The 21,028-nt window shown below is 47.5% G+C and carries 16 protein-coding genes; 7 read left to right on the top strand and 9 right to left on the bottom strand.

Annotated elements, in window-relative coordinates; translation table 11 throughout:
• Positions 1-55: 55 nt before the first annotated feature.
• The 9 genes from DTQ70_RS25040 to DTQ70_RS25000 all read right to left on the bottom strand — a co-directional run bounded on the left by DTQ70_RS25040 (position 56) and on the right by DTQ70_RS25000 (position 11,705).
• On the bottom strand, positions 56-1,006 hold the full coding sequence (locus DTQ70_RS25040; protein WP_122933333.1) for a dihydrodipicolinate synthase family protein: 951 nt from the start codon (positions 1,004-1,006) through the stop codon (positions 56-58).
• An 11-nt stretch (positions 1,007-1,017) separates the two neighbouring features.
• A complete protein-coding gene (locus DTQ70_RS25035; protein ID WP_229600008.1) occupies positions 1,018-1,929 on the bottom strand; it encodes a DMT family transporter in 912 nt (303 codons plus the stop codon).
• A gap of 65 nt (positions 1,930-1,994) precedes the next feature.
• The gene (locus DTQ70_RS25030; protein ID WP_122933331.1) at positions 1,995-3,122 is read right to left on the bottom strand and encodes a mandelate racemase/muconate lactonizing enzyme family protein; all 1,128 of its coding nucleotides are present in this window, start codon (positions 3,120-3,122) and stop codon (positions 1,995-1,997) included.
• Positions 3,122-4,081, bottom strand: a complete 960-nt coding sequence (locus DTQ70_RS25025; RefSeq protein ID WP_122933330.1) for a 3-hydroxyacyl-CoA dehydrogenase family protein — start codon at positions 4,079-4,081, stop codon at positions 3,122-3,124. The genes DTQ70_RS25030 and DTQ70_RS25025 overlap by 1 nt, the downstream gene beginning before the upstream one ends.
• 90 nt (positions 4,082-4,171) lie before the next feature.
• A complete protein-coding gene (locus DTQ70_RS25020) occupies positions 4,172-4,561 on the bottom strand; it encodes a RidA family protein (protein WP_122933329.1) in 390 nt (129 codons plus the stop codon).
• 149 nt (positions 4,562-4,710) lie between these two features.
• The gene (locus tag DTQ70_RS25015; protein ID WP_122933328.1) at positions 4,711-5,499 is read right to left on the bottom strand and encodes a creatininase family protein; all 789 of its coding nucleotides are present in this window, start codon (positions 5,497-5,499) and stop codon (positions 4,711-4,713) included.
• 116 nt (positions 5,500-5,615) lie between these two features.
• Positions 5,616-7,403, bottom strand: coding sequence for a RagB/SusD family nutrient uptake outer membrane protein (locus DTQ70_RS25010; RefSeq protein WP_122933327.1), 1,788 nt, complete (start codon positions 7,401-7,403; stop codon positions 5,616-5,618).
• Between the two features lie 169 nt (positions 7,404-7,572).
• The gene (locus DTQ70_RS25005; RefSeq protein ID WP_122933326.1) at positions 7,573-10,737 is read right to left on the bottom strand and encodes a TonB-dependent receptor; all 3,165 of its coding nucleotides are present in this window, start codon (positions 10,735-10,737) and stop codon (positions 7,573-7,575) included.
• Positions 10,738-11,066: 329 nt separating this feature from the next.
• Positions 11,067-11,705 (bottom strand): GntR family transcriptional regulator, encoded by a 639-nt coding sequence (locus DTQ70_RS25000; protein WP_122933325.1) that lies wholly within the window; start codon positions 11,703-11,705, stop codon positions 11,067-11,069.
• A 154-nt stretch (positions 11,706-11,859) separates the two neighbouring features.
• Here DTQ70_RS25000 and DTQ70_RS24995 point away from each other — a divergent pair, with 154 nt between their 5' ends.
• The 7 genes from DTQ70_RS24995 (at position 11,860) to DTQ70_RS24965 (ending at position 20,982) form a co-directional block, all read left to right on the top strand.
• Entirely contained in the window at positions 11,860-12,876 is a 1,017-nt protein-coding gene (locus DTQ70_RS24995; protein WP_206019577.1) for a Gfo/Idh/MocA family protein, read from the top strand.
• 62 nt (positions 12,877-12,938) lie between these two features.
• The gene (locus tag DTQ70_RS24990) at positions 12,939-14,333 is read left to right on the top strand and encodes a DegT/DnrJ/EryC1/StrS aminotransferase family protein (RefSeq protein WP_122933323.1); all 1,395 of its coding nucleotides are present in this window, start codon (positions 12,939-12,941) and stop codon (positions 14,331-14,333) included.
• Positions 14,330-15,673 (top strand): neutral/alkaline non-lysosomal ceramidase N-terminal domain-containing protein, encoded by a 1,344-nt coding sequence (locus tag DTQ70_RS24985; protein WP_122933322.1) that lies wholly within the window; start codon positions 14,330-14,332, stop codon positions 15,671-15,673. Before DTQ70_RS24990 ends, DTQ70_RS24985 begins: the two co-directional genes overlap by 4 nt.
• A gap of 161 nt (positions 15,674-15,834) precedes the next feature.
• Entirely contained in the window at positions 15,835-17,100 is a 1,266-nt protein-coding gene (locus tag DTQ70_RS24980; protein WP_122933321.1) for a hypothetical protein, read from the top strand.
• Between the two features lie 7 nt (positions 17,101-17,107).
• A complete protein-coding gene (locus DTQ70_RS24975; protein ID WP_122933320.1) occupies positions 17,108-19,042 on the top strand; it encodes a PVC-type heme-binding CxxCH protein in 1,935 nt (644 codons plus the stop codon).
• A 23-nt stretch (positions 19,043-19,065) separates the two neighbouring features.
• Complete coding sequence (locus DTQ70_RS24970) at positions 19,066-19,389, top strand: high-potential iron-sulfur protein (protein ID WP_122933319.1); 324 nt, start codon at positions 19,066-19,068, stop codon at positions 19,387-19,389.
• 225 nt (positions 19,390-19,614) lie between these two features.
• Positions 19,615-20,982, top strand: a complete 1,368-nt coding sequence (locus tag DTQ70_RS24965) for a Gfo/Idh/MocA family oxidoreductase (protein WP_122933318.1) — start codon at positions 19,615-19,617, stop codon at positions 20,980-20,982.
• The last annotated feature ends 46 nt before the right edge of the window (positions 20,983-21,028 follow it).

Genomic DNA, 21,028 nt, shown 5'->3' with positions numbered 1-21,028 from the left:
ACACTCTGCCTTCGACATTTAACCTCTCGAAAGTTCAAAACTTTCGAGAGGTTATTTATACTGCTTCGGCTACTGGGCGAATGGCGTAGGTTTCGTCGTTGAGAACGTCAATGACTCGTTGGTTTAACTCTTTGATGTAGCTCACACTCGACGCGTCTGGAATGTAGGCTGCTTTACGGGCAATGCTGTTGCTCAACACACCCCGCGCAATAAGCAATTCTTTTTCGGCGTAGTGGAACAATTCCATGTTTTGCAACGAGAAGAAAATCTGCGGCATTACTTTTTCAAACAAATCAAATGCTTTGCCATCTTCACCATTGCGGCGCAGATCAAACACGCGTTGTAGAATATCGGCCACGGCTAATCCTGGCATTACTCCCTGAATACCAATGGGTATCAATTCGAGCATGTACAAGCCGCCCCATCCTTCAAACAAACCCACCTTGCCTTTCGTCGCTTTGATAATGCTTTCAAACTTAGGCGCACAAAGCGGCTCTTCCAGTTTGAGGTATTTGAAATTCGGGTTTTCGTCCATCAACTCTTTGATAAATTCTACGCTGATGGAAGCGCCACCTGGGTTAAAATCTTGAATCAATACAGGCGTATTGGGAATCGACTGAAGGAACTCCGATAGGTATTGTTTCAGCGAGCTTTCGGGCAGGCTAAAAATACGAGGTACGGCCAATGACACCACATCGGCACCTGCTGCTACATTGGCTTGGGCTAACCGAATCGCCACTTTCAGCGATGGGTGGTTGGACTGTGCCACAATCTTGATACGCCCCGCCGCGTGCTCCACCGCTACTCGTACGACTTGAAGCTTTTCTTCGTCCGTAAGTTTGTAAAACTCACTGGCATAGGCGGGTAAGCAAACTGCTTTGATGCCTCCTGCAATGGCGAAATCAATCAAATTGCGAAGGGCGTTTTCGTCGATTTCTTCGTTTTCGGTAAAGGGTGTGGGAACAATCGGGACAACGCCGAATAGCTCGTTTGTTAGCTCTGACATATCTGTACTGATTATGGATTATTATTAATCATTTTTTTCTGTTGCACTCTGCTATCTACAATCGAAAGAATAAGGGTAGAAACTAGCACTAAAAGACCGCCGATAATGGCCTGTGAATTAAGCTTTTCGCCCAACCAAAAAGCGGCAATCGGAAGCCCCATAAACGTAATGAGGTAGTTGGATAAAGCCACTTGGGTCGCGTCCAAGTACTTGAGGGCCTTAAAAAACAGCACCATCGAAAGGAAGTTATGAAACACCGTCAGCGAAATCATCCCAATCCAGGTATTGGTGGTAAACTCGGGGATTTTGCCAAACATTTCGGGTTCGTAATAGAGCACCAGCGGCGTAAGCAAAATACACATCACGAGGTAGGTATAAAACACCATTTCGATTTCGGTGTATTTCTCCGCAATTTTCTTACAGCCTACGTTGTAGTACGCATTTCCCAAAATCGCTAAGAAAATAAGGACATTCCCCAAGGCATATTTCGAGCTCAAATCGACTCGCTTAATATCGTCAGTAGAACAAAGGGCAACGCCAATAATCGCAATCGCAAAACTGACCCAACGGGCCGCGTTCATGCGTTCTTTGAGTATCAAAAAGGCAAAAACCGCCGTAATGACAGGCAATGTTAAGACCAAAATAGCCGCATTACTGGCCAAAGAATACTGCGTTCCCCATGTCATTAGTACTTGTGAGGGAAAGGCACCCAACGCCGCCAACTGCACGAAAACCAAGATGTCGGAGAGTTTTTTACCTCCTTTCTTAAAATCGCGTACCACAAACGGCCCCAGCAAAATCGTAGCCAGTAGCATGGGTGCCCATACCGTAAAATACGGCCCGACTTGGTCTTGCGTCAGCTTGATGCTCGTAAAATGAAAGGCCCACATAAAGTTACAAGCAAACAGTATGGTCCAAGACATTGCCGATTTTTTCATAGTAGCCCCCTGTCCCCCAATGGGGGAATTTTTTCCTTAACTTTTAGCAATTAGTTATAACTCATTTCACTCACTTTATACTTCTCCAATGCCGCTCTGTCTAGCTCAATGCCGAGTCCTGCGCCTTGTGGGACTAGGGCAGCGCCGTTTTCAAATTGAATGGGAGTTACAATCAGGTCATCTTCGCGCACCAATTCCCCAAATAAATCAGAGGGAATGGTACAGTTAATACTCGCCGCAGCGATGTGTAACCCCATGGTTTCCGAAATCCCTAGGTCCACTTCCGAGCCTCTCCAGCAGGCTTTTCCCTCTAAATGAGCGATTTCGGCCAACAGTACGCAGTTATAAGCCGAACCGTTAAAATTATACCCATCCACGGCATCGGCACGAACAAATGCAATCATGTCGCGGATGTCTTGGGTGTATGGCAACGAAATATGACGGTACATTGGAATACCCAGCGTTTCGCGTAAGTACTTAAATCCTGCCACGTCGGCGTGCAAAATGGGGTCTTCCAAACCCAGCATGATGTCGTTTTCTACGCCTTCCATCAATCGAAGCGTGGTAGCTACATCCGTCCAACGCTGGTTGGGGTCGAGCAATATTTTAATACCATCGCCGCATTTTTTCTTGATTTCGGCCGTCCACAAACGCACAGGGTCTTCGTCGGAGCACTTAAATTTGAAGGCTTTGTGGCCTTTTTGCATGGCTTCATACGCTTTTTGAGCGGCATCTTCGGGGGTTCGGCGACCTGTCCAACCAAAACAATCGACGCGGTCGCGGTAGGCTCCACCAAGCAATTGAGCGACGGGTACGTTCAGTATTTTGCCCACCACATCCAGCACCGCCGTCTCAAAAGCTTCGTAAATTCGTTGGTCGGTCACGGGCAATCGACGCCAGTTTAACTTGAGTACATCTTGCCCAACCAGTGTTTTCATGGCCTCAGACAACTGCTCTTTTGACACGCTTCGGTAGGTTTCACCGATGCCCGTCAGGCCATTTTTAAGCGTAATTTCAATGATCCACTTGGGCTGATTGGCAAACTCCGTCCAGCGCTCGCCCGTCAAAAACTTCTGGGCAAAGGCGGCGTCTTTGTCTATTACCTCCTCCGAATTTAGGCTTCCGGGCTTGGCAGGCACAATCACCTCCGTGGCTTTAATGGTGTGGATAGTCGTCATTAGATATTTTCAATCGAACTGGATGAATACTTTTTGGCTAATTTTCGGACGTCATAGCTGAATTCAATGAATTTTTCCTCCCAACGCTCGGCACTTTCGGGCGTGTAGGGATAAAATCCTTGGGCATTGCTAACGCCCTTGGCACCTGCCGACACGAGGTCTTCCATAAAAGCAGGTGCTTCGGTAGCGTTGCTGAGTTCTGGAAACAAGTCTTTCATAACAGTAAGGTACGCTGGAATACCCGTCAGGTCCATGAATCGGAACGGTCCTGCAAACGTAATCCAGTACCCCAAATCGTTTCGTAACGAACGGTCCACATCTTCCATGGTGGCGTAGCCGTTTTCGACCAAATAGAATGCTTCGCGCAACATGGCGTACATGATACGGTTGGTGATAAACCCACGAATGTCTTTTTTCAACAACGAAGGTTCTTTACCCCAACTTTCGGCCAGTTCGACCATTTTATAGGCATATTCTAGTTCCGAATCTTTACCACAAATTACCTCCATAAAACGAGTGATGTGAGCAGGCTCAGCCCAGTGAATTCCCAACACTCGTTCGGGGTGTTGGAGTCCACTTTGAAGTACCGTGACGGGAATCGCCGACGTATTGCTACCAATAATGGCCGTGGGCGAAAGCACCGTTTCAAGTTTTTTATAGACACTTTTCTTTTCATCAACATTTTCGATGATGGATTCAATCACCACTTCATGCCCCCCCATGTTAGCCACGTCATCGGTGATGGTATGGCGTTTTAGTACCTCTTCGGGACGCTCGGTCAGAATACTTTCTTGGTGGAGTTGTTCCAAAAAAGAATGAATACGCTGCCGTGCTTCGTCCACAATGCTTAGGTCTTTGACCAACGATGTCACCTCATGCCCCGCTGCCAAAATGCAGGTAGCAATGCTGCTTCCCATGAGGCCCAGCCCAACCGTACCAATGCGTTTTTTTTGATTCATACTCTACAAATTTGAAAATTTGAAAATGGGGCAATTTGAAAATTAGTGACAGACGGTATTTTCAAATTACCGAATTTTCAAACTGTCCCTCTATTTTTGAGCAATAATCGCTATCGCGTCAATTTCAATTTTAATTCCGTCCGACAATACCGATTGCACCGTGGTTCTGGCGGGTTTGATTCCCTGAAAAAACGAGGCATAGGCCGCGTCGTAGCGGTCGAAGTCGTTGATATTTTCCAAGTGAACGGTGCATTTAACGATGTCATCAATCGTTCCCCCTGCGGCTTCGACTACCTTCTGCACGTGAGAGAGCGTGAGCAGGGTTTCTTCTTCGATGGTACCGTGAATCACTTCTCCCGTGGTCAAGTCGAGTGGGCCTTGTCCGCTGATAAACAACCATTCGCCTACCATTACTCCTGCCGAATATGCGCCCGTATTGGCGGCTTTATCGGGATGTTTTATTTCTATTTTTTTTGACATAACTATTCTATGTTTTCTCCATTAAACTCGTGATACCATCAGGGCTAAAGCCCTTTTGTCGCTTTTGACCTTTTTGCTACGCCCTGAAGGACGTAGTTAAAAGAATTATTAGTTTTTTTAACCCCATCCCTTTAGGGTTATGCTCTTTTTTACCTTAAACTCTCCGACAGCGGCCAGTTTTTGAATGATTCTATAAATGTAATTAATCCTTTGATAGCCTGTTCTACTAAATGTTTTCCTTTTTCGGCCGTACCCAATTGAGGCTCGCCGCTGCTGCCATTGCTCGAAATGAAGGCCGTTTGTTTGAAGACCGTCACCCCACGGTACGGCTCATCGTCTTCCCACGGAATGTAGCCGTTGCTTTCGGGACGTTGTGCACGTTCCACTCGTTCCATCCACACTTTATCGGCAAATAAGTGCAGCATCATGCTTGTTTCGTATTCACACGCGTGGCTCAGGGCAGGGCTTTCCATTGGCGGTTCCCCCGCAAAGGCTTTTCCTCCAACTTCCCAATACGTTGCCAACGCAATAGTAGGCTGGTGACTTACGTCAAAACGCTTACTCAACACCGCCAATGCTTGGCGCACGGGGGTAATGTTTCCCCCGTGGCCATTGAGCAAAATAATCTTTTTAAAACCGCTTTCTACCAAAGACCCCACCAAATCCATCACCACTTGGGTATATAGTTCGGGCGAGATACTCATCGTTCCCCCCAACGATAAATGATGGTGGCTCGACCCAAAAGGCAGCGTAGGACAAAGCAACACCGACTCTGGTAAGGCTTTTTCTATCTGCTGAGCAACGTACGTGACAATGTCGGTATCGGTCGAAACCGACAAATGTGGGCCGTGTTGTTCGATGGCGCCCAAAGGCAACACCACCACCTTGTCTTTGGCTGCCTCGTTGAGGTCAGAGTATGTAGAAGCGTAAAAAAGCATGGTGTATTTGTTATTCGTTATCTGTTACTGGTTATCCGTTATTGGTTATCCGTTAACTGTTATTGGTTCAGATAACAGATACACAGTTAACGGATAACGGATACACAGTTAACAGCCTAATAATTAGGATTTTGTTTCAATACGGGTTGACCGTTTACTACACTTAGGTCGATTTGAGCCTGTGGAATTGGATAAAGTTCTGTTTTACCTTTTTTGAACGTCGCACCTTTCATGTAGGTAAAATCATAGCCTGGGATGGTCGTTTCGTGCTGAACGTAGGCATTGAGCACATTGGCCATGTAACCTGTTCCGTTGTCCCAACGGCGAAGGTCAAAATAACGATGGCCTTCCATTCCAAATTCAATTTTACGCTCAAAACGCACCGCTTCCCGCGCAAACTCTTTGCCTTTGGCCGTAAATTCGGTGGTGTATAAGCCTACTTTATAATTGGCCGCAGGTTCGCTGGTAAATCCTTTTAGAGGTGCAGTGTTGTCCACGTATTTTTTTACCCATCCCGCTGGATTTGCCGCCCGAGCACGCACACGGTTGACATACTCTTGCGCTTTTGCCAAACTTCCCACTTCTACCTCGGCTTCTGCTGCCCACAACAATACATCCGCAAAACGAATCATGGTGTAGTTGTTGGACGTCCAACGCGATGACGATGAAGTAGTTGCGGCCGCCGCTTGGTAATAAATGCTCTTGATAGGGCTATACGGCCCTGCGACCGCCTGAACGCGAATCCACGCTTTTCCTGGGTGCAATCCCCAGTCCAAATACGGAATTCCGCGACGACCTACCGTCCAATCCAAACGCGAATCGAGCGTTCCTGCGTAAGGCGTAAACGGCGTGCTACTTTCGATTCCTTGGTCGTTTTTCACATCCGAATTGTTGAAAGTATCAATCAAAGGCAAACCCGTTTCAGCATCGGTTTTAAAGGAGTTGACCAAACTAAACGACGGCTGATACGCCCCGCAGCAAGTAGCAGGGCCTCCCATCGGGAAGTTGAGAGCATCGCCGTAGTTTCCATTTTGGAACGATTCGGCAATCGACATTTGCACCGCAAACACCGATTCGGGTCCGTTTTTCTTGGAAGGGTTAAAGTTGTCGGCATAGTTGACCAACGCATACTTTGCTCCCGACGAAGTTACGCCGTTAGCAATCACATCTTCCAATACCGTTTTGGCTTCCGTGTATTTATCTTGGAACATGTACGTTTTTGCCAAAAACGCCTTCGCTGCCCAGCTATTAGCACGACCTACTTCGGTTTTAGTACCCGAGAGGTTATCTGCCGCAAACTTAAAATCTGCCTCAATTTTAGGCCAAGCTGAAGTCGTGTTTGGTACTTTGTAGTTGTCGTTGGCGTAGCTGATGCTTTCGTCCAAGTACGGAATATTTTCCCACATTTTGGCCGCTTCTAAGTGATACACTGCACGCAAAAACGTTGCTTCGGCTTTGATTTGCTTGGCTTCTTCGGCCGAAAGCGCGGGGTCATTGGTTTTGGCCAAAACCCGCAATACGTCGTTGGCACGTTGCACTCCTGCGTACAACACCATCCATTTGTTGTTGAACGGTGCCAAAGTCGCGTCATAATTGTAACTTTCAACGGCTTCCATTGGTGGCAACGCCGACGCTTGCGTTCCTGTGTGGGCGTCGTCAGAGGTTACTCCGCCGAAAATCCAGTTGCTCACTCCCACAAAATAGTAGGTGGTGTTGGGTACGCCCCAGCCGTCGAGTAGCGAGTAAGCACCCGTCAAGAGGCCATTCAAACCTGCTTTATTGGCCAATGTAGCTTCGCTGGTAGAACCCAACGCCCCAATTTCGAGGTATTCTTCCTTGCAGGAGTTGGTTGTCAGAATCAACCCCAAGCCAGTTGCATATAAAAGTGTTTTAAATCGTTTCATGTAAGTCAATGTTTAGACTGTTATTGGTTATCAGTTAATTCAGGATTAAATTCATTTTTTAACTGACAACGATTAATAGAGTGTTAGCCAAGTTTTTTAAAAATTTTACCCGCAGATTAACACAGATTGAGAGCCGCAGATAACGCCGATGAATGGCTTCATAAAGTCTTTAAAAAGAAAGGTTTAGACCAAAAATGAAATTCTTCTGGTTGTTGGGATAGTTGGCATAATCGATTCCGAAGGCCGAACTGTTTCCGCTCAACTCTGGGTCAAGACCCGTGTATTTGGTGAACGTAAACAAGTTCGCGGCCTGGGCGTACAAGCGAAGTTTGCTCATGCCATATTTTTTGAGGAACGACGGTTGCACAGTGTAACCTACCATCAACGAACGCATTTTGAGGAACGACCCATTTTCTACGTAGAACGAGTTAGAAACCCCCGACGAACTAAACGAACCCGTTGACTCAATTTTTGGAATGCTGCTATTGGGATTTTCAGGCGTCCAAGCGTTCAACAAATCATTGCTTTTTGCTCCTACGTACGTACTAAAGAAGTGCGTATAAGACCTCACCGTGTTGTAGATTTCGTTGCCTTGTGAACCGTACAAAATCGTCGAGAAATCGAAATTGCGGTAAGTAACACCTAAGTTCAGGCCGTACGTAAAATCAGGGTTAGGGCTTCCGAGAAACGTACGATCGCTGGCGTCGATTTTGCCATCTGCGTTAACGTCTTCGTATTTAAAGCGGCCTGGCGCGGCTCCCGACTGCGTGGGCGAAGAGGTCACTTCGGCGTCGTTTTTAAACAATCCAATCACTTTGTAGCCAAAAAACGAACTTACAGGCTGACCGATTTGGTTGCGAACAACGTTTCCGAGGTTTTGGGTGTTGGCACCGTCAAAATACCCTGGGCTTGGCGTGTTTACGACTTTGTTTTGGTAAGTCGTAATGTTGGCACCAATGCTAAATTTCAAACTTGGGCTAATCGTTTGGCGGTAGGTCAAAGCCAAATCTACCCCTTTGTTTTGGATGTCACCAATGTTCACCGTTGGTGCCGTAGCTCCTCCAGCCGTAGCAGGAAGCGGTTGGCTAAACAATAAGCCATTGATTGACTTTTTGTAATATTCGACCGAAACGTCCAATTTGTTGTTCAAAATAGTTCCGTCCAAACCGATGTTGGTCACGATGTTTTCTTCCCATCCTGTGTTCGGGTTTCCGATGCTTGTTTGGGCAAAACCCTGTGCCAACGCACCGTTTCCGCCAATGTCGTAATAGGCATTAGCAAACGTACCCCCGAAGAGCGTATAGGCATTCTGCGGACTTACGTTGTTTTGCGAACCAAGCACCCCGTAGCTTGCTCTCAATTTCAATTCGTTGAGCCAAGCGACATCTTTCAAGAACTCCTCTCCCGTCAAGCGCCAGCCGAGCGACACCGAAGGGAAAATACCGTAGCGGCGATTGGCTCCAAAACGTGACGAACCATCACGACGAACCGTTACACCTACCAAATATTTGTCATCAAACGAATAATCAACGCGGCTAAAAATCGAGAATAACGTATTGTTGTAAGCGCTGCTACCGTTGGTGATGTTGATCGTTCCGTTCGACAGGCTCAAATAATCAAAATTGGTTGAAAACAAGCGACTTGCCGAACCGATAAGATAACGCCCGTAGTTACGAATTGCTTCCGAACCCACAATTACTTTCAAATTGCTTTTGCCGAATGAGTTCGTGTACGTCAGCGTATTCGTCCACATGGTGTTGCTGTTGTACAACGCAATTTCCGAAAACGAGTTAGGGTTCGTGTTACCTTCTGAATTGTTATAAGGGGTAAAGTTAAAGTTCGTCGCATACTGGTTATCAATGCTTCCTCCAAAACTGGTGCGTGCCGTAAAGTGCTTCAAGAAATCAACTTCGGCATACACGTTTCCAATCACATCCCAAGCGTTGGTTTTGTTGTTGACGGTGTTCATTTGTACCGCCACAGGGTTAGAAGAGCTTCCCAATTCTGGCCCCGCAAATGTTCCACCGTAGTTTCCTCTGATGTCATAGACAGGGATAATCGGCATGGCACGGTACGTCCAAGCGATTGGGTTACCCGTGCTCAAGTTGTCAAACCCTGGGTTACGTTTGTAGAACATATAGACGTTTTCCCCAATCCGAATGTTGTTTTTAATCTTAAATTGGGTGTTAATACGCGCCGAATAACGCTCCAAGTAGCTTTTGAGCATCGTTCCTTGTTGGTTGAAATACCCCAACGACACCATATAATTCGATTTATCGGTGCCTCCGCTAGCCGTTAAGTTGTGGCTCGTCATTGCAGCAGGTTTAAACAACTCGTGGAACCAGTCGGTACCTTCTTTGTTTACGGACTGAATCAAGTAGTTGCGTCCTGGGTTGTTGGCATCAAAATTATACTTGGAAGGATCCACCGCTGCATCGCCTGCTTTACCCACGCCCGTTGCACCTGGACCTCTATACGTAAAATCAGGAAGGCCGTTTTGAAATAAACCCGTCGTTGGGTACGCGATTTTGGTCAAACGCGCAAAATCCGTTGAATTAAGCAAGTTGAAGACATTGCCCTGCAAAGGTTGCTGGCTTCCGTAGTAGGCATCGTACGAAATAACGGGTTGTCCAGACTTTCCTTTTTTGGTCGTCACGACAATCACCCCGTTCGAGCCACGTACGCCGTAAATGGCCGCCGCACCCGCATCTTTCAAGACTTGAATCGACTCTACGTCGTCCGAACTTACGTCGTTGAGTTCTGCCTGAACGCCGTCAACGAGCACCAAAGGCTGCGTATTTCCAAACGAAGTAATCCCGCGTACGAAGATATTGCTGGGGCTTCCTGGCGCGCCTGAGCTAATGACGTTGACCCCAGCCGCCTGACCTTGAAGGGCTTGCACTGCCGAACCAGAAGGAATCGATTTCAGCGCCTTCACATCCACCACCGACACCGAGCCTGTAATGTCTTTTTTGCGCTCAGCAGAGTAGCCCGTTACCACAACCTCTCCGAGGGTAGTGGTCGAAGGAACTAGTGAAATGTTAAAAGTCGTTTGCGAACCCACATTTACCTCCTGCGCTTGGTATCCAATGTACGAAATCACCAACACCGCATTCGAGCCAACCGTCAATCTAAATGTACCGTCGGCACCCGTGATGGCACCATTTGTCGTATTTCCTTTAATAAGCACCGAAGCGCCTGCAATGGGCTGAGCATCATCAGCCCCCACCACTTTACCCGAGATTTGGGTTTGGGCGTACACCGCAACGGACATAAGTAGGCAAAGCAATAGCATACTTACCCCTTTTTTTCGGAGTAGGAAGAAGTCATTCATGTGTGTGATGTTTTTTAAAGAAAAGAGTTAATAGTAAATAGGGCTTAACATTAATGGTGTTTTAATAAGGGTTATTGGTAACATTCTCAATTCTCCAAATCTAGTTAGGCATTACGCGACTTTCGCCTACATATCTTTGCTGAATTTGTTTACAAAGAAAACTTATTTTTGTAAACAAAAAAAGTTATGTTAATTTTTTTTTACGAAACCCTTCCCTACGCAGCACAAAAATGACGCTGTTGCCACGTAGTGGCTACTTATTTGTAGGAAAACACCAATAAGAAGAATAAATTTTTTGCCGCATAGCGGCTACCCTCCGAAGTTATTGCTCAATCCAGCTCCAACGCCTCCACTTCTCCACGAAGCAAATGCTTCGACAACGTTTCTTCCGCCAACTTGACATCTTTCTCTTTCAATGCTTTCAACAACTGTCGATGCTCTTGGTCGGTGAGTTCGTAGTCGTCCATGTGGGTTTGAGATTTTCCCAGCTTTTGATGAAACAACGGAATGTTACTAATTTCGTAAATGTCTTTTAGTTTGGTATTTTGGGCACAATCAATGAGTGTTTCGTGAAACTTCACGTCCGCTTCGCAAGCCCCGCCAAAATAACCTCGCTCCACCATCGACGAAAAATCATTACAAATTTCCTCTAACTTCCGAATCCCCTCATCATCAATCTTTTGAATTGCCAAACGAATTGCCCCCAACTCTAATATTTCCCGCAATTCGCGTATTTGACGTACATCTTCCACACTCATCGACTTCACAAAGTACCCTCCCTTTTCACCCGTTTCAATCAATTGCTCCCCCAATAACCGCGTCAGTGCCTCCCGTACGGCCATACGGTTTACATCCAAGCGCTTGGCCCATACATCTTCTTTTAGTCTAGTGCCCGACACCAATTGGTTCGACAGGATTTTTTTACGAAGTTCGTTATATACTTTATTAGCGAGGGAATCTACTTTCATTTTTTGTAGTCTAATTTTATGCAAAAATGTAAACAAATTTTAACTATCTTTGTAAAGTTAAAAAATAATTATCCAATGGCACCGTAATAGTAGTACAAAATGCCTTCCTAAATATAGATATAATATTGTCTATACCCAATCATCTGTTTTCATCATGAAAAAAACCACATTTACGAGAAGAAATTTTGTCAAAAGCGCTACTGTTGGAAGTTTGTCTTTGTCGGCCTTTGCCCCTTCCTCTTTTGCTTCTACGCCTCTATCAGTAGCAGCAGGAAAGCGAGTAGGTATTATTGGTCTTGATACCTCGCACAGTACTGCCTTTACCAAAGTTCTCAATGCCCCTGATGCCAGTCCCGATTTCCTTGGGTATAAAATTGTAGCGGCCTATCCATACGGCAGCAAAGACATTGAAAGTAGTACCAAACGTATTCCCAGCTATACGGAAGAAGTCAAAAAATTGAATGTCGAAATCGTCGATTCAATTGAAGCATTGTTAGAAAAAGTCGATGTGGTATTGCTCGAAACCAACGACGGCCGCCGCCACCTCGAACAACTTATCCCCGTGCTTAAAGCTGGCAAACGCGTATTTATTGATAAACCCATTGCCGCCTCGCTTTCCGACGTCCTCACCATCTTTGAAACCGCCAAAAAATACCAAATGCCACTTTTCTCTGCGTCTTCGTTGCGGCATATAAAAGGCGCAGAAAAAGTCGATAAAACCAAAGTCGTGGGCGCTGATACCTTTAGCCCTGCGGTGTTGGAAAAAACGCACCCCGACTTATTCTGGTACGGTATTCACGGCGTAGAAACGCTCTATACTGTCATGGGTACGGGCTGCAAACAAGTAATTAGAATCAACAACGAAGGGACCGACATTGTGGTAGGCACTTGGGCCGACGGGCGCGTGGGTACCTTCCGCGGAACACGCACGGGGAAACACGACTACGGTGGCACCGTTTACACCCAAAACGGCAACATCGTTCTTGGCCCTTACGGCGGCTACGAGCCTCTATTAAAGGACATTGTCACGTATTTTGAAACGGGACAAGTCCCCGTTACCCCCGAAGAAACCATTGAAATTTTTGCCTTTATGGAAGCCGCCGACGAAAGCAAACGTCAAGGCGGAGTCCCCGTAACGCTCGAAAGTGTGTTAAAAAAAGCAAGAAAATAGTAAAAACCTTGTAAACAACCTTTCCAAGGTTTAAAACCTTGGAAAGGATAACATTCATCAATATGCCTTCCCAACCCTTTTCACGACGAGAGTTTCTCAAACGAAATTCGCTCACGGGACTCGGCGCTGCCTTGGCTCCCACCCTGCTAACGACCTCACCCGCAGAAGCTAGCGCAAAATCAGCTACGTTTTCGTTGGCAGAGCCTCCAGCGTTGTTGGGAGGCAAACCCGTACGGACGCAACAATGGCCTACGTGGCCGATTTGGAAGCCCGAAACGGATGAAAAACAACTGCTTGAAGTCCTCCGCAGCGGTGTTTGGTCACGGGCCAATGTCGTCACCGATTTTGAAGCAAAATGGGCACAAGCCGTTGGAGCGAAGCGTTCGTTGGCGGTGGTCAATGGCACCAACGCCCTCATCACGGCATTGGCACAACTCAACATTCGTGGGGGCGACGAAGTACTGGTTCCGCCTTATACTTTTATCGGGACAGTAGCTCCCGTCATTGCCAACGGTGCCATGCCCGTGTTTGTCGATGTTGACCCCGAGACGTTTCAGATTGACCCTGCCAAAATTGAAGCAAAAATCACACCTCGTACCAAAGCCATTATCCCAGTGCATATTTTAGGCTTGCCAGCCAATATGCCGCAGATTTTGGCTATTGCCAAAAAACACAAATTGGCCGTGATTGAAGATGCTTGCCAGGCGCATTTGGCCGAAATCAATCACCAAAAAGTGGGAACTTTTGGCGATGCGGGCTGTTTTAGCTTCCAAAATTCCAAAAACTTAGCCATCGGCGAAGCGGGAGCGATTGTGAGCAACAATGACTTGTTTATGGATCGTTGCTTTTCGTACCACAACTACGGCAACCCCTACGGCATGGCTTCGGGGGTGATTGGCGCGGGCACCATCATGCAAGGTACCAAACAACGTATTACCGAATACCAAGCCGCCATTGGGTTGGCACAACTTAAACGGTTGGAAGGAGAAACCAACCTCCGCAACGAAAATGCGGCTTACCTAAAAGCCAAAATCGAACAAATTCCAGGTATTATTCCGTACAAATTGTACGACAACGTCACCAAAGCAGCCTTCCATTTATTTCCGTTCCGTTATCAAAAATCGGCCTTTAAAGGACTTTCACGCGACACGTTCTTAAAAGCGCTGACAGCCGAGGGAATCCCATGTTCGAAAGGTTACGCGACCCTCAACAACATGCCTTACCTCGACGATGCTTTCCAATCGAAAAATTTCCAGAAAATGTACCCCAAGGCCATGTTAGATTTCAAAAGCTACGTGGAGCGTAACCATTGTCCCAACAACGACCGCCTTTGCAACGAAGAAGCCGTTTGGTTTACGCAAAATATGCTCCTTGGTACACGCGCCGACATGGACGACATCGCCAATGCCATCGAAAAAATCTTTACCCACGTCGATAAACTCCTGACAATGAAATGAGAAAGCATCTTTGGCTGGTGGGGCTATTCATCATTTCAACCACTTTTGCAAAAGGCTGGAAAGCAGGCATTTCCAAAGTCGTTATTACCCCCAAAGAGGCAATTTGGCAAGCAGGTTATGCTTCGCGCACCCACGCTTCGGAAGGAAAATTGCACGATTTGTGGGCCAAAGCCGTGGCACTGGAAGACGAAAGTGGCCAACGCTCGGTGCTGGTCACTACCGATATGTTGGGGTTTCCCAAAGCCATGTCAGACCGCATCCGAAGCCAGCTACAAACACGTTTTGGTTTGAGTAAAGCGAATGTTCTCTTGAACAGTTCGCACACACATTCTGGCCCTGTCTTGTACGACGCCCTGCACGACATTTATCCCCTCAACGCCGCCGAAGAGGCCAAAATCGACCAGTATTCGCGTTGGTTGGAGGGGCAAGTGGTGGAGTTAATCGGCAATGCGTTGAAAAACTTAGAGCCCGTTGAGCTATTTTCCCAAAACGGCGTCACCCGCTTTCAGGTCAACCGACGCAACAACAAAGAAGGGGCTTTGCTTGAACAAACTGAATTAAAAGGTCCCAACGACTACGCCGTACCTGTCATCAAAGCCGTGACGCCCAAGGGAAAGCTCAAAGCCATTGTTTTCGGCTACGCTTGCCACCCTACCGTGCTCGACCTTTATGCCCTTTCGGGGGATTACCCTGGTTTTGCCCAAATCGAGTTAGAAAAAGCGCACCCCGAAGCTACCGCCTTGTTTTTTCAAGGCGCGGCGGGCGACCAAAACCCGCTACCTCGGCGTACAGTTTCGTTGGCCAAGCAATACGGCAAAGAACTCGCCGCCGCCGTAGAACGGGTATTGGAAGAACCTATGAAACCGCTTTCGGCGCAGTTTCAATCGGCCTATGCCGAGGTCACTTTACCGCTTTCGGCACCACCCACGGAGGCACAGCTGTTGAAAGTTCAGCAAACCGAAGCCCCCTACATGCAGCGTTGGGCTACTCGCTTGCTTAGTGAAATGAAGCAAGGAAAGCCGTTTGTGTCGTCTTACCCTTACCCCATCCAACTTTGGAAATTAGGCGAACAGGCTTTGTTCAGTTTTGGGGGCGAATTGGTCATTGAATACGCCATCGAATGCAAAAAGCGCTACGGAACGGACATTTTTGTGGCGGCTTATTCCAACGACGTCATGGGTTATATCCCTTCCGCCACGATACTGAAAGAAGGGGGCTACGAAGGTCAATCGTCGCAGATGGTCTATGGCTTGCCGAGCGTTTGGGACGCATCGGTGCCTTCCTTGATTTATGCCGAAATTGACAAACTAGCAAAGCAAATTAAGCTCGTACCGAAATAGGGTATCTAACACGCGGTTGTGAGCAACCGTAACGTGAGGGTATGAGTACCCTCACGCACATAGAACACGCGGTTGCTCACAACCGCGATGCGAGGGTATGAGTACCCTCGCTCACTAAGCGCGCACACCAACAATTATTTGTTCCAAAAAACCACAACCACATGAATTCACTTACTGCCAAAGCCTACTTTTCGGGTTTTGAGTTGGCTCACGATACCTACAACGCCATTTCAGTGGCGAGCAACGGCAAAGTTTATTACGTTCTTTGTTCAGAATCGTACGACATCGGGGGACAAATGTACGCTTATGACCCCGCTACTGACCAAACCGAATGGGTAGCCGACCTCACCGACGTCTGCGGCGAAAAAGAAGCTAACGCCATTCCGCAGGGAAAAAGCCACGTTCGTTTTTACGAAAACAACGGCAAACTTTATTTTGCTACCCACATTGGCGTCTATGAGATGATTGAGGGCATGGAACGCCTTCCTACCCAAGCGCCCAACGGAAAAAATCTCTACCCAGGTGGGCATTTCCTTTCCTACGATTTGGCTACGGGCGAATTTGAAGACCTCGCGCTTGCTCCTGAAGGCGAAGGGATTTTAACCATGACCATCGACCGTGCAAGAGGGCATTTGTACGGAATTACGTGGCCGTTGGGGTATTTTATTGACCTCGAACTTTCTACCAAAACCCTTAAAAAAATAGCGTTAGTTTCCGCCAACGGCGAAGCAGGAATTCCTGGAGACGACTACCGTGTTTTGTGCCGTTCGATGCTCGTTGACCCACGCGATGGTAACGTTTATTTTTCGACATCCGAAGGAGACATTTTTACGTATCATCCTGATAGTGAAGGAATACATAAATTAGAAAACGTTGACTTACGTATCGACTACTTTGGCAAATACGACCCCAAACACCCAGGCAGCATGGGGTACAATTGGCGTAAAATTTTCTGGTACGCTCCCGAGCAAGTCGCCTACGGAATTCACGGAAATTCGGGGTATTTGTTCCGTTTTGACCCCAAAGCTCAAAAAATAGAACTTGTTGAACGCCTCACGTCGGAGCCTTCGCGCAAAAGTGGCATGTTCGACCAATTTAGCTACGGGTATTTGGGCTTCCAATTAGGCCCCGACCAAGAAACCATCTACTACCTCACAGGTGGCCCCATTTACATCGACGGAAAACGCGTCAAAGGAGCCGACCAAATTGCCAAAGGGGCTGCCAAGGGACTCGAAAACCTGCATTTGATTACGTACCACTTACCGACTCATACCTACCAAGACCACGGCCCGATTTTTTACGCCGATGGCAGTCGCCCTACTTACGTCAATTCTGTTGCCATTGGCGCCGATAAGTCGGTCTATACCTTGGCACGCTTTGACCACCAAGGACACGAGATTCAAGATTTAGTAAAAATCAGCTTGTAATATCCCAATGAATGCCTCGAAAAACCTCCTCTTCTTCGCACTTGTAGGACTCAGTTGGTCGTGTGCGCATTATACCGACCCCCTCACCCCCGACGAAGCCCTCAAAAGCTTTACCTTGAGCGACGACCGCCTCCAAATCGAAGTATTTGCCGCCGAACCGCACGTACTCGACCCCGTTGAAATGGTGTTTGATGAGGAGGGAAATGCGTTTGTCGTTGAGATGCCCGACTACCCTTCCAAACCCGAAGATGGTACGTTGGGAGGAGCAATTCGGCTCCTGCGCGATACCAACCAAGACGGGCGCATTGATTCGGCCATTGTTTTTGCCGACAACCTTTCGGAAGCTACCAGCGTGTTACCGTGGGAAGGAGGACTGCTAGTCGCCGCCGCTCCCGATATTTTGTTTTTAAAAGATACCACAGGCGACTACCGCGCCGACATTCGTGAGGTACTTTTTACGGGCTTTTTTGCCAACAATTCAGAAGCGCAAATCACCAATTTGCACTACAACGTCGATAACTGGATTTATGCCTCCAACTGTGGGCAAGATGGGCTAGTAAAATTTATGCGAAACCCCAAACTACCGCCCATTTCGGTCAAAGGCGGCGATTTTCGTTTTCGTCTCGACCGAGGGCAGTTTGAAATTGAGTCGAGTACGGGGCAGTTTGGGATGTCGGTCGATGACTGGGGTAACCGCTTTTTTACCGAAAATTCCTTGCACATTCAGCACGCCCCCATCGCAGGACGTTATTTGTTCCGTCATCCATTTTTGCCGTCGTATGATGTGGCTTTGAATATCTCCGACCACGACCCTGAGATGTTTCAAGAAACGCCCGCTCCCTACTGGCGTCAAGAGCGTACCAAGCGCCGCAATGAGCAGTTTGCCGAAGCCAAACTCGACCGCCACGAATACGCCGAAGATCATTTTACGGGAGCTTCGGGAGGAACATTTTACGGCGGAAATTTACTTCCCGCCGACTACCGTGGCTCGGTGTTTACGGGCGAAGTAGCAGGAAATTTGATTCACCGTGACATTGTGCAACCTTTGCCCAACAGCCCAACGTTTGTTGCTAAACGCGGGGAAAAAGAAAAGACCACCGAGTTTTTGACCTCTTCCGACCCCTGGTTTCGGCCCGCGCAACTGAGCGTGGGGCCCAACGGCGTGCTGTACGTCATCGACATGTACCGTCAGCACATCGAAACTCCCACGGCCATTCCTGAAGATTTGAAAGAAGAAATGGATTTTTTCAACGGCAACAAACTCGGACGCATTTACCAGATTGTCCCAAAAGAAGCCAAATTAACGCACGAAGCGCCTAAATTACGTTCCAAATCATCGGCCGAATTGGTGGCGCTTTTAGCCCATCCGCAACAATGGTGGCGGCTGAATGCCCAGCGACTTTTACTCGAAAGGAAAGATAAGTCGGTACTTCCTGCCGTGACTGACCTTTTCTTAACGCACGCCGACGCTCGCGCCCGTTTGCACGCGTTTTTTGTTTTGGAAGGACTTAACGCACTGACTCTCAGTTTGATAAAAAAAGCTCTCGCCGATGCTCAGCCCGACCTCCGCGCCTATAGCCTCATCGAAGCCGAAAAGTGGTCTGAGTTGTTGCCACAACTTATCGAAAAGACCACCGACGTTTCGCCAAAAGTATCGTTTCAAGCCTGTTTAAGCCTTGGACAGTTTACAAGTCCCTCAGTTTCAAACGCATTAGCTAAAGCGCTCTCGCAGCACGTTCAGGACAAATGGTACCGCATGGGAATTTTAAGTTCGGAAGCAGGGGCCTCTTTTACGCTCATTGAAGTACTGCAAAGGGAAGGTTTTTTTGATCGAATGATACCCGACAAAGAAAGTTTCCTCAACGACTTTGCTCACGTGGTGCGCGCCCGCAATCGTTCGGGGGAAGTTCAGCGACTCGCGCTTTTGTTGAAAAAGAAGTAATCGTTTTTTTAGCATCAACCCGAATGAAAAGAAGAGAATTTATCACCATTGCGTTACCGATATTACCCACTACCGCATTTTTGGTGAGTAGCTGTCAACCAAAATCAGCTTCTCAGTCTGAAACGACCGACCCTTGCAAAGATTTTTCAACAGTTAGCGAAAATGACCTAAAAACTCGGAAAAAACTGGGATATGTCGATGCGTCCCCCCGTGCCGAATCTCAGTGTGGAAATTGCAATTTGTGGCTTCCTCCCAAAGATGGCAAAGCCTGCGGTGGCTGTATGTTGTTCAAAGGCCCCGTTCAAACGGCTGGTTATTGTACGTATTGGGCACCGCAAAGCAAATAACAAACCTTTCCAAGTTTTGAAAAGCGTCAAAAAGCAAACTTGGAAAGGCTAAGATACTTTCCAAGTTTTGTAAAGCGTCGAAAAACAGCCTTGGAAAGGTTAAAAACCTTTCCAAGGTTCACAAATCGCAGAAAAGGAAACTTGGAAAGTTTAGACAAAACCTCGGGCTAACCTTTATTTTTGCAGGTGTCAATAAACACATTATTTCTAACCAAAAACCTTTACATGAGCAAAAACTCAACTTCATCCAACAGCGCCTCTCGCCGCGATTTTCTCAAAAAAAGCCTAACAGGAACGGCCGTTTTGACCGTAGGCGGCGTTCTCCCTGGTTTTAGTGCAAAAAGTTATGCCAACATTTTGGGCGCCAACGATAAAGTACGCCTCGGTGTAATGGGGGTCAATAGCCGTGGCTTTGCTTTGGCAACCAACTTTGCCCTTCAGCCCAATTGTGAAGTCGTCAGTATTTCAGACGTTGATTCAAAAGCCGCTGCAAAGTGCGTGGCGGGGGTAGAAAAAATCCAAAACCGCAAGCCAAAAGAAACGCCCGACTTCCGCAAATCGCTGGAGGACAAAGACATGGACGGACTCATCATCGCCGCTCCTGACCACTGGCACGCTCCTGCGGCTATTTTGGCTTCAAAAGCAGGAAAACATGTGTATTTGGAGAAACCATGCAGCCACAACCCGCACGAAGGCGAATTGTTGATGGCTGTCGCCGCCAAGTACAAAAACGTGATTCAGATGGGAAACCAGCGTCGGTCGTGGCCCAACGTCAAACAAGCCATCAAAGAAATTCACGACGGAGTAATTGGTCGCCCGTATTTTGCCAAAGGCTGGTACACCAACAACCGCCCTACCATCGGAACGGGCAAAGCAACGGCCGTACCGTCTTGGCTCAACTTTGACCTGTGGCAAGGCCCAGCGCCACGCCGTGCGTACAAAGACAACGTCATCCACTACAACTGGCACTGGTTTTGGAATTGGGGAACGGGCGAAGCCCTTAACAACGGCACCCACATGCTCGACCTCATGCGTTGGGGATTGCAGGTAAGTTATCCGACCAAAGTTTCCTCTTCGGGTGGGCGTTACCGCTACCAAGACGATTGGGAAACACCAGATACCCAAGTCATTAACCTTGAATTTGGCAAAGATAAATTCATGACGTGGGAAGGCCGTAGCTGCAACAGCCGCAATATCGAAGGCAGCAGCGTAGGCGTTTCGTTTTACGGAGAAAAAGGTACGTTGGAATACGGCGGCGGCAATGCGTACAAAATTTACGATTTGGACAACAAGGTTATCAAAGACGTTACCAACGACATGCCGATTGACCCTCGCAACAAAATGAATCCTTCGCAAGCATTGGATGCCACTCACTTCCAAAACTTTGTGGAAGCCATCAAAAAAGGGACTCCGTTGGCATCCGATATTATAAGCGGGCATCAAAGTACGCTTTTGTGTCAGTTGGGGAACATCGCTTTGCGTTCCAACAGCATTTTGGACATTGACCCCACCAACGGACACATCAAGAACAACAAAGAAGCGCAGAAATTCTGGAAGCGTGAGTACGAAAAAGGCTGGGAGCCAACGTTATAACGATTCTTTCTAAACCTAACCAGCTTCCCGAAAGTGAGTAACTTTC

The organism is Runella sp. SP2 (assembly GCF_003711225.1).
Taxonomy (GTDB): domain Bacteria; phylum Bacteroidota; class Bacteroidia; order Cytophagales; family Spirosomataceae; genus Runella.
The sequence above is the reverse complement of the archived record's forward strand: the minus strand, read 5'-3'. Positions and strand labels throughout refer to the sequence as shown.